Here is a 5,446-nt window from a genome sequence, read left to right as displayed (position 1 = left end):
AATCCTCGACCACCGCCCGGCATTTCTCCGGGCCACCGGCGATCCCGACCACCCGCGCGCCGGCGACCTTGGCGATCTGGCCGGCCACCGACCCCGCCGCGCTGGCCGCCGCCGAGACCACCACGGTCTCACCGGGCTTGGGCCGGCCGATGTCGGTCATCCCGAAATAGGCGGTGGCGCCGGTGGGCCCGTACACCGACATGATCGCCAACTGGTCGGTCTCGCCCGGGATGGGCGTGCTGAAGATGTCGTCGCGGATGATCACGTACTCCTGGAAACCGGTCAGCGTGGTGACGATGTCGCCGACCGCGTAGGCGTCGCAGCGTGATTCGACCACCTGGCCGATTCCGGCGGCCCGGATGACCTCACCCAGCTGCACCGGCGGCAGGTAGCTGGGCTGATCGTCCAGCCAGGTCCGCACGGCGGCATCGAGGCCCACGTAGGTGGTGCGCAACAACGCCTCTCCGTCGGCAAGTTCGGGTGCCGGCCGGGTGACCAGCTCGGTGTCGTCGGGCTGGACGAGCCCGGAGGGACGGCGACGCAACAGGATCTGGCGATTCGACAACTCAGGCACGTGCAGAGCCTATTCGCCCGGCTAACCCATGTGGGAGCATTCCACCATGAACCCCGAGGACGACCCGGAAGCCCGCATTCGGGAGCTGGAGCAGCCGCTGTCCAACCAGGCGCAGGCGAGCGAATTGGGCCAGGGCGCCAATTACAGCTACCCGCCGCCCCCGCCCGGCCCGGTGCCGCCGCCGGCGGGTTCGGGCATGGCGCCGCCACCGATGTCGCCGAATCTGGCGCCGCCGTCCTACGGTTACGAGAGCCCCTACCCCGGCGCCACACCCCGGTCGTCTTCGGGGATGCGCTGGTTCTGGATTCTGGCCGGTGTCGGCGTGCTCAGCGTGCTGTTGCTGGTCGGCGGCATCGCCGCCTACGCGGCCCGCCAGTTCTCCCACGGCGACCTGGTGGTCGAGTCACCCACCGAGACCACGTCGGCGTTGCCGACGCCGAGCGGCCGCGCACCGTCCACCGTCAAGACCCATGTGCCCAGCTCGTCGCCGTCGCCGTCGGTCACCGCCCCCGCGGCCCAGCCGGTGATCGTCTCGGGCATCAACGAAAGCAGGACCCTGGCCTGCGACGGCGGGGTCAGCGTCACTGTCAGCGGTATCTCCAACACGGTGGTACTCACCGGCCACTGCGCGAACGTCACGGTGTCGGGGCTGCAGAACATCATCACCGTCGATTCGGCCGACGAGATCGAGGCCAGCGGCCTGAACAACAAGGTCACCTACCACACCGGCTCGCCGAAGATCTCCAAGCTCGGCAACGGCAACGTCGTCGAGCAGGGCTAGAACTAAGGGCTAGGACGGCTCAGGCCATCGCTTCGGCCTGCGCCGCGCAGCCTTCGAAACCGGCCCGGCGCGCCCGGACGCCGAACCGCCGCACCGACTCCCGGTAGCCGGCCTCGTCGCCGCGCGCCCGTGCCAGCAGTGCGCCCAGGCGTAGCACGGCGAGTTCGTACGGCACGAACCCGGGGTCGGTGGGCACGCCCGCCAGCCGGTCCACGGCGCGCTGCGCAGCGTCGAGATCGGCATTGCCGCCGCGCGACAGCAGAGCCTCGACCAGCACCGTCGTCGCGGGACCCCGGAAGATCATTTCACCGCAGTCGAACTGCTGGTTCAGCACGGAGGCGGCCAGGGCGATCGCGCCGTCGAGGTCGCCCGATCCGGCGCGCTGGCGCGCCATTTCGATGTCCGACGTCCGTTGCAGCGTCGTGGTCAGCTGCTGGTCCACCAGCATCTGGCGCGCGTCGTTGAGACAGTTCAGCCCGTCCGGGCCGGCGTCGGTGTGCAGCAATGTCATTGCCCGGTTCAGCAGGGCATAGGTGAGTGCCACGTTGTTGCCGGAGCTCTGCGCGATTTCCAGCGCCGCCTCGGTGTGCGCCACGTCATGCGAGCTGAGCAGCACTGCCCCGTTCTGCAGACCGGCCTGGTATTTATACAGCTGGACAAAGGGTTTGGATGCCTTATCGACATTCTTCGCCAGCGAGATGCCCTCTTCGAGGTCGTTGCGCCAGCCCGGGCGCCCCAGGAACATGCCGGCGGCCCCGCGCACGGTGAGCGCCCACGCCAGCGGGGATCCGATGATGAAGTCGCCCATCGTGGGGTCACCGTCGGCGAGGTCGATGACCCGCTGGGCCAGGGTCAGGGCTTCCGTCACGTGGCCGGCTTCCCACTTGGCTTGTGCCGCAGCGTAAAACAACCCGACCGTCATCGCCGGATCACCGATCGACTCGACCAGCGTGGCGAACTCGGAGGCCATGTCGGCGGCCTTGAGATGGTGGGAGTTGAAGACCAGCGTGGTGAGGTGGCCGGCCATACCCAGGGCAAGTGATCGCTTGTCCCCCGCTTCAGTGGTGAGCTCACGCAGTTCCGCAAACCCGGAATCCGAAGGGGTACCGCCGACCTGAAAAGCGCTGCCGCACAGCAACGCTCGCGGCGCGATCCGCATGGCCAGCACGTCCGGCTCGGCACCGGAAATCTGGTCCGCGACGGTGACCGCCTGTTGCCAGCTCTTCCGGGCGGCCCGGATGTCGCGCGCGCCGTACCAGGTCGCCGCCTGCATGTGCCAGTCGTACGCGTCCTGCAGGTCCCCGGCCGCCGCGTACTGGACGGCGACGATGGCGGCCTCCTGACCGGTGAATCCACCGCGGGTCCGCTGCATCACCGCGGCGACGCGCCGGTGCAGCTCGGAGCGCCCGGATTTCAGTTGCGATTCGTACGCCACCGCGTGAATCAACGGGTGGCTGAAGGCATAGGTCGCCCGCGGGGTGTATCCGACCTGTTCGACGAGATAGGCCTCGATCAACGGCTCGATGTCGATCGAATCCAGCAGGTTCTGCAGCAGCTCCGAGTCGAACTGCGCACCGATCACCGCCGCGGCGTTCAGGGTCCGTTTCGCCGTCACCGGAAGCCGGTCGATGCGGGCGCCGATGATCGCTTGCAGACTGGCGGGTACATGAATGTCGCTCACCTCACGACGGCACACGTAGGCGCCGGGGGCACCCTCCAGCTCGCCCCGCTCGGCCAGGTCCCGAACAATCTCTTCGGCGGCGAACGGGATGCCCGCCGCCCGGTCGGCGATGACGTCCACCAACCGTCGGACCGAAGGATCGTCACCCAGCAGACCCCTGATCAGTGCGGCGCTCTGCGAATCATCCAGCGGCGCAATGTCTAACGCGCAGGAGCCGGGGAGCTTGGACAGGGCGCCCGAATACTCAGGCCGGTAGGCGACGAGCAGCACCGCCCGCATCCTGGGTACCATCACCGCGAATTCGGCAAGCATCGATTCGCTGACGCTGTCGATCCAGTGCGCGTCCTCGACGACGTAGGCGACCGGTTCCACCCGTCGCGCCGCCATCGTCTTGATCAGCTCGCCCAGCCGACGGCGTTGGGCGTCCGGGCTGATGTCGGGCAACGGGATGCCGTCTTCCCGGATACCGAGCAGGTCGTCGAGCAGCACCCGATCGTCGTCGCTGGCCTCGGGGATCTTGCCGTGGACCCGCGCCCGGGCCGCTTCCGCGCCGACGTCACGCACGCTGAACACAGCGCGCAGCAACCGTGAGATGGCGTGGAACGGAATGTCTTTGGTGTGGGATTGGCAGTGTGTGGTGAACACCTCGAACCCCCGGCCGGCAGCGGTCACGACCGCCTCGCGGACCAATCTGGTCTTACCGACGCCCGGTCGCCCCGTCACCGTGATGATCGCACCCTGGCCACCCAGCGACCGATCCAACAGATCGTCGATGGTGTTCTTCTCGGTTTCGCGTCCAACCAAGCGGGACTGGTAGCGGACCTTGCGCCGGTACTCGAGGTCGGCGGCCAGCAATTGGCGCGCCGGCACGCCGGTGGCGACACCCTTGATGTGCACGATCTCCCGGTCGGCGAGCACCACCCGGTCTTCGACCAGCCGTGCGGTGGACTCGGTGAGCATCACCCCGCCGGGTGGCGCCGCCGACTCCATCCGCTGGGCCATGCCCACATGTGCGCCGACCGCGGTGTAGCCGAGGTGCGTGGCGCCGACTTCGCCGGTGATCACCTGCCCGGAGTTCAGGCCGATCCGTAGCCGCAGGTCGATGCCGTCGCGTTCGCGAACCTCCGCGGCCAGGCCGCGCACCACCTGCTGGATGTCCATGGCCGCCAGACAGGCCCGGAATGCGTGGTCCTCCAGGGCGACCGGGGCACCGAACAGCGCCATGATGCCGTCCCCGGTGAATTTGTCCACGGTGCCCGCATAGCGCTGCACCACGGCGGACGATCGGTCCACCAGCTCGGTCATCACCTCGCGCAGCCGCTCGGCACCCAGTGCCGCCGCGATGTCCATGGATCGCACCACGTCGGCGAACAGGACCGTCACCTGCTTGTATTCGGCCGGTTTGACGACGACCGTCAGCGGCGAGCCGCACGCATCACAGAACCGGGCACCCGCGCGCGGCTCGGAGCCGCAGGTAGGGCACACGGCGGAGGTTGCGGCCACAATCTGCAGAGAATAGGCCGCATTGGCCGATTACGCCGTGTCCTCCGCAGGATCGTCGAGGACGCTGACGGCGATGCCGTATGGCAGGAACCGGACCTTGCGCTTGGGGTCGGTGTTGTTCTTGTTGGCGCGCAGGGCATCGAGCTCGGTGGCGTACACCTGCTCGACGCGCGCGGCGCCGTCGTCATCGACCGTGTAGATGGCCCACACGCCGTCACCGGCCTCGCCGGTCGTCTCCGGCTCCGGACGGCCGCGCCGCGACAGGTCCTCGAAGATCGCCGACCACCCTGTCTTGGTGCCTGGGCCGCCGACGAACCTGCCGATGCGCTCGAAAGCGTCGCGCAGGCCCTCGGTTCCCTCTCTGATCACCCGATCGAACTCATCGGGGTCGAACCCGAATCCGCCTTTGTCGCTCACGCGACCTCCTAGCCACTGAAAACCGTTAACTGCCAGTTTGCGCTTCAGCGACCAGATCCGCCACGTGCCCCCTACGGGGCGGGCGGCGGGGCCGGAGGCGGCGGCGGGTTGATCGGGATCGGGATGGTGAAGAACGGCAGGTGCAGGTACGCCGTCATGATCGGCGTCGGCGGGCCGGCCGGTGCCGGCGCCGCGGGTGCCGGCGCGGCGGGCGGTGGTGCGGCAGGTTGCGGGGCCTGCTGCACCGGCGCCTGCACAGGCGGGGGTGCCTGACGCGTCGGTGCCCGGCGGGGCTGCTGCGGCGCCAGGTACGCGGGTGCCTGCGCCGGTTTGGTGACCGTCTGCGGCGGCTGCTGCACGACCGGCGGCGGCTGCTGCACGGGCGGCTGCTGCGCGACCGGCTGTTGCGCGACCGGCTGCTGCACAGCCGGCGGCGGCGCCGGTGGCTGCGGCGGGCGCCCGGCGGCGGTGGCGCGGGCGGCCGGGTCGG

The 5,446-nt window shown here is 69.2% G+C and carries 3 protein-coding genes and 2 pseudogenes; 1 reads left to right on the top strand and 4 read right to left on the bottom strand.

Annotated features, from left to right (window positions below):
- A pseudogene (locus tag A9X01_RS07785) lies at positions 1 to 574 on the bottom strand (NADP-dependent oxidoreductase); the annotation flags it as partial.
- 46 nt (positions 575 to 620) lie between these two features.
- Between A9X01_RS07785 and A9X01_RS07780 the strand changes: the two are divergent.
- Positions 621 to 1,355, top strand: a complete 735-nt coding sequence (locus A9X01_RS07780) for a DUF3060 domain-containing protein (RefSeq protein ID WP_065120192.1) — start codon at positions 621 to 623, stop codon at positions 1,353 to 1,355.
- Positions 1,356 to 1,374: 19 nt separating this feature from the next.
- Here A9X01_RS07780 and A9X01_RS07775 read toward each other — a convergent pair whose 3' ends face one another.
- The 3 genes and pseudogenes from A9X01_RS07775 to A9X01_RS30390 form a co-directional block, all read right to left on the bottom strand.
- Positions 1,375 to 4,539, bottom strand: coding sequence for an adenylate/guanylate cyclase domain-containing protein (locus tag A9X01_RS07775; protein WP_065120191.1), 3,165 nt, complete (start codon positions 4,537 to 4,539; stop codon positions 1,375 to 1,377).
- A 30-nt stretch (positions 4,540 to 4,569) separates the two neighbouring features.
- Positions 4,570 to 4,956, bottom strand: coding sequence for an Rv0313 family protein (locus A9X01_RS07770; protein ID WP_065120190.1), 387 nt, complete (start codon positions 4,954 to 4,956; stop codon positions 4,570 to 4,572).
- Positions 4,957 to 5,027: 71 nt separating this feature from the next.
- Positions 5,028 to 5,446: pseudogene (locus tag A9X01_RS30390) on the bottom strand (DUF7159 family protein); the annotation flags it as partial.

The organism is Mycobacterium asiaticum, from assembly GCF_001668675.1.
GTDB lineage: Bacteria > Actinomycetota > Actinomycetes > Mycobacteriales > Mycobacteriaceae > Mycobacterium > Mycobacterium asiaticum_D.
This window is presented reverse-complemented; position numbering and strand designations above follow the sequence as displayed.

What these genes read in the sequence shown, in the direction of transcription:
- A9X01_RS07780 (WP_065120192.1), top strand. Translation starts at nt 621, where the DNA reads ATGAACCCCGAGGACGACCCGGAAGCCCGCATTCGGGAGCTGGAGCAG.